4 protein-coding genes are annotated in these 3,882 nt (G+C 70.5%); 3 read left to right on the top strand and 1 reads right to left on the bottom strand.

Going from position 1 to position 3,882, the window contains the following annotated elements; genetic code table 11:
• Window positions 1-23: 23 nt before the first annotated feature.
• Window positions 24-974: a prolyl aminopeptidase gene (gene pip / locus AOK24_RS30925; RefSeq protein ID WP_055723341.1), complete on the top strand. Its 951-nt coding sequence runs from the start codon at window positions 24-26 to the stop codon at window positions 972-974.
• Between the two features lie 84 nt (window positions 975-1,058).
• Here pip and AOK24_RS30920 read toward each other — a convergent pair whose 3' ends face one another.
• A complete protein-coding gene (locus AOK24_RS30920) occupies window positions 1,059-1,757 on the bottom strand; it encodes a GntR family transcriptional regulator (RefSeq protein WP_055723340.1) in 699 nt (232 codons plus the stop codon).
• Between the two features lie 147 nt (window positions 1,758-1,904).
• On the opposite strand from AOK24_RS30920, the gene AOK24_RS30915 reads away from it, so the two are divergent.
• Window positions 1,905-3,347: an NCS1 family nucleobase:cation symporter-1 gene (locus AOK24_RS30915; protein ID WP_055723339.1), complete on the top strand. Its 1,443-nt coding sequence runs from the start codon at window positions 1,905-1,907 to the stop codon at window positions 3,345-3,347.
• Window positions 3,348-3,352: 5 nt separating this feature from the next.
• The coding region (locus tag AOK24_RS30910; RefSeq protein WP_055723342.1) for an aspartate/glutamate racemase family protein at window positions 3,353-3,882 on the top strand (530 nt) is incomplete at its 3' end.

The following is a 3,882-nucleotide window of genomic DNA, read 5'->3' as shown; positions in this document are numbered from 1 at the left end:
GGCGGGCGACATAGCGTGCGGGGATGGGACTGTATCCGGAGACCGAACCGTACGACCACGGCATGCTCGACGTGGGCGACGGCAACCACGTGTACTGGGAGACGTGCGGGAACCCGCGGGGGAAGCCGGCGCTGGTGCTGCACGGCGGCCCGGGAAGCGGCTGCGGGCCGTACTTCCGGCGCCTGTTCGACCCGGCGCGCTACCGCATCGTCCTGCTGGACCAGCGCGGCTGTGGCCGCTCCACCCCGCACGCGGCCGAGTACGGCACGGACATGAGCGTCAACACGACCGACCACCTGATGGCCGATCTGGAGCTGCTGCGCCGGGAGCTGGGGATCGAGCGCTGGCTGGTGTGGGGCGTGTCGTGGGGGTCGGTGCTGGGGCTGCGGTACGCGCAGACGTACCCCGGCGTCGTGTCCGAACTCGTGCTGACCGGCGTGGCGACCGGCTCCGACGCGGAGGTGGCCCTCCTCACCCGGAGCCTCGGCCGGGTCTTCCCGGACGCGTTCGCCGAGTTCCTCGCGGGCCTGCCGGAGGACGACCGGGAGGGCAACCTCGCCGCCGCCTACAACCGGCTCCTGGAGTCCCCCGACCCGGATGTCCGCGAGCGCGCGGCCCGCGCCTGGACCGACTGGGAGACGGCGATGGTCTCGGAGCCCCCGCGCTCGGTGCAGCGGTACGAGGACCCGGTGTTCCGCATGGGCTTCGCCCGCACGGTCACCCACTACTTCGGCAACGACCACTTCATGGAGACGGACGCGGTGCTGCGCGACGCGCACCTCCTCGCCGGGATTCCCGGGAGCCTCGTCCAGGGCAGCGTCGACCTCGGCAACCTCACGGGCGTCGTCTGGCGGCTGCATCACGCCTGGCCGGGCAGCGAGTTGACGGTCGTCGACGAGGTGGGCCACTCGATCGGCCCCGACGCGATGGTGGAGGCGCTGGTGGCGGCGACGGACAGGTACGCGGACCGCTGAACGCCGGTTCGCGGAGGGGGCGTCGGGGAACGCCGTGCCGTCTACCCCCGACGCGAGCCGGCCTCGTATCCCGTCCCCGCCCCGCTACACCCCGTCGCCCCCGAACAACCGCCGTACCGTGGACCGGTAGTTCGTCTGGACGTGCGTCAGCGCATGGCTGCGGGCCCGCTCGGGATCGCCGGACGCGATCGCGTCGTACAGGTCCTGGTGCTCCGTCAGGAGCTGGGCCCAGTCCTCGTTCTGCCGGGTCAGCCAGCGCAGGCGGCCGTCGACCGGCTCCATGACGGAGCTGAGGAGGCTGTTGCCGGCCATCGCGAGGACGCGGTCGTGGAACCGCGTGTTGATGTCGGTGACGGCCTCCGCGTCGGCCGCCGCCGTCGCCTCGGCCGCCTCTTCGAGGAGCCCCCGCAGTTCCCCGAGCGTCTCCGGCGTGGCCCGCGCCGCCGCGAGCCCCGCCGCGTACACCTCCAACGCCTCGCGCAGCTCGAAGAGTTCCCGTACGTCGTCGGGGGTGAGACCGCGTACGGCGGCCCGGCGCGCGGACGCGAAGTGGACGAAGCCCTCGGCGACCAGCGCGCGTACGGCCTCGCGGACGGGGACGCGGGAGACGCCGAACCGCTCGGCGAGCTCCCGCTCCACCAGTCGGTCCCCGGGGGCGAGGCGCCCGGCGATGATGTCCTGCCGCAGCGTCGCGAGGACGCGTTCGCGGACCGCGCCGAGGGGTTCGCCGTTCGCGGTGTCCCGCGGCGGGGCCTTCGTCGCGGTCTTCGTCGTGGAGCCCATGCGGCCATTTTCTCCGACGCGGAGAGGTCTTTTACCTAGCTGTAACTGTGGAGACATCGACACGGGTGCTCGGCAGCGCGACCATGTCCGCACTTTGGTATACCAAAAGCCGCCAGGCGTCCCCGAGTTCTCCCCTCTGGAGCCCCTTTGTCCGTCGCCGACAGTGTCGAAGCGCCCGCGTTCACCCCCGACCCCCGGCTCGTCAACGAAGACCTCGCGCCCGCGAAGAAGCGCAACTGGAAGGTCTTCGACCTCTTCGCGATGTGGATGTCCGACGTCCACAACCTCGGCAACTACACGTTCGCCGCGGGCCTGTTGGTCCTCGGCATGAACGTCTGGCAGGTCTTCACCGCCCTCCTCGTCGGCTTCGTGCTGATCTACGTCGGCATGAACTGGATGGGGAAGATCGGCCAGCGCCACGGCGTGCCGTTCCCCGTCGTCAGCCGGATCAGCTTCGGCGTCTGGGGCGCCAACATCCCCGCGCTGATCAGGGCCGTCATCGCGATCATGTGGTACGGCATCCAGACGTACCTGGCCTCCGTCGCCGTCAACGTCATGCTGCTCGCGGCCTGGCCCGGGCTCGAGTCCTGGACCAAGCACTCCTTCCTCGGCCTCGACGCGCTCGGCTGGGTGTCGTTCATCGCGCTCTGGCTGATCCAGGCGCTGATCATCCGGCAGGGCATGGAGGCCGTCCGCAAGTTCCAGGACTTCTGCGGACCCGCGATCTGGCTCGTCATGATCGCGCTCGCCGTGTGGATCCTCGCCAAGGCCGGCTGGTCGATCTCCCTCACCACCACCCCGCACCCCGTCTCCGTCGGCGAGCAGTGGCGGCAGTGGTTCGGCGCGATCGGCCTGATCCTCGCGACCTACGGCACGCTGATGCTGAACTTCTGCGACTTCTCCCGCTTCGCGCCCGACTTCAAGACCGTGCGCCGCGGGAACTTCTGGGGCCTGCCGATCAACTCGACCGCCTTCGTGGTCGTCTCCGTGATCGTCACCGCCGGCTCCCTGGAGGTCTACGGCCAGGCCATCACCGACCCCGCCGAACTCGTCGCCAAGGTCGGCAACACCTGGGTCCTGGTCGTCGGCGCGCTCACCTTCGCCATCGCCACCATGGGCGTCAACATCGTCGCCAACTTCGTCTCCCCGGCGTACGACCTCGCCAACGTCTGGCCGCAGAAGATCACGTTCAAGGTCGGCGGCATGATCAGCACCGTCGCCGCGCTGCTCGTCACGCCGTGGAACCTCTTCTCCAACCCGACCGTCGTCAACTACTTCCTCGGCGGCCTCGGCGCGTTCCTCGGACCGCTGTTCGGCGTGATCATGGTCGACTACTACTGGGTCAAGCGCGGGCGCGTGAACGTCGACGAACTCTTCGACGCGACCCCCGGCTCCCGGTACTACTACCGCCACGGCGTCAACCCCAAGGCCCTGTGGGCGTTCCTGCCCTCCGCCGCCGTCGCCGCGGTCCTCGCGCTCGTCAAGGCGTTCAGCGACGTCGCGCCGTACTCCTGGTTCATCGGCACGGCCCTCGCCGCCGGCCTCTACCTCGTGATCTGCCGTCGCGAGCGCGCGCAGCAGGAGGTCTGACGGACGTGCGGATCGTCGTCACCAACTGCAACACCACGCAGGAGATGACCGCCGAGATCGTACGGGGTGCCCGCGCCGCAGCAGCGCCGGGCACCCTCGTCACGGGTCTCACCCCCGTGTGGGGGCCCGCGTCGGCGGAGGGCTGGCTCGACAGCTACCTCTCCGCGGCGGCGGTCATCGACACCCTGCGCACGTACGACGGGCCCGCGTACGACGCCGTCGTCATGGCCGGGTTCGGGGAGCACGGCCGTGAGGGCGTCCGGGAACTCGTCGACGTACCCGTCGTCGACATCACGGAGGCGGCGGCGCATCTGGCCTGCCTGCTGGGACGTCGATACGGGGTCGTCACGACGCTGGAGCGCACGTGTGGGCAGATCGAGGACAGCCTTGAGCTGGCGGGGGTGGGCCGCAACTGCGCGGCCGTCGTCTCCACGGGCCTCGGCGTCCTCGAACTCACCGACCCCGCGCGCACGGAGGCGGCCTTCGTCGGCGCCGCCGAGCAGGCCCTTTCCGTCGGCGCCGAGGTCCTCGTCCT

The organism is Streptomyces niveiscabiei (assembly GCF_001419795.1).
Taxonomy (GTDB): domain Bacteria; phylum Actinomycetota; class Actinomycetes; order Streptomycetales; family Streptomycetaceae; genus Streptomyces; species Streptomyces niveiscabiei.
This window is presented reverse-complemented; position numbering and strand designations above follow the sequence as displayed.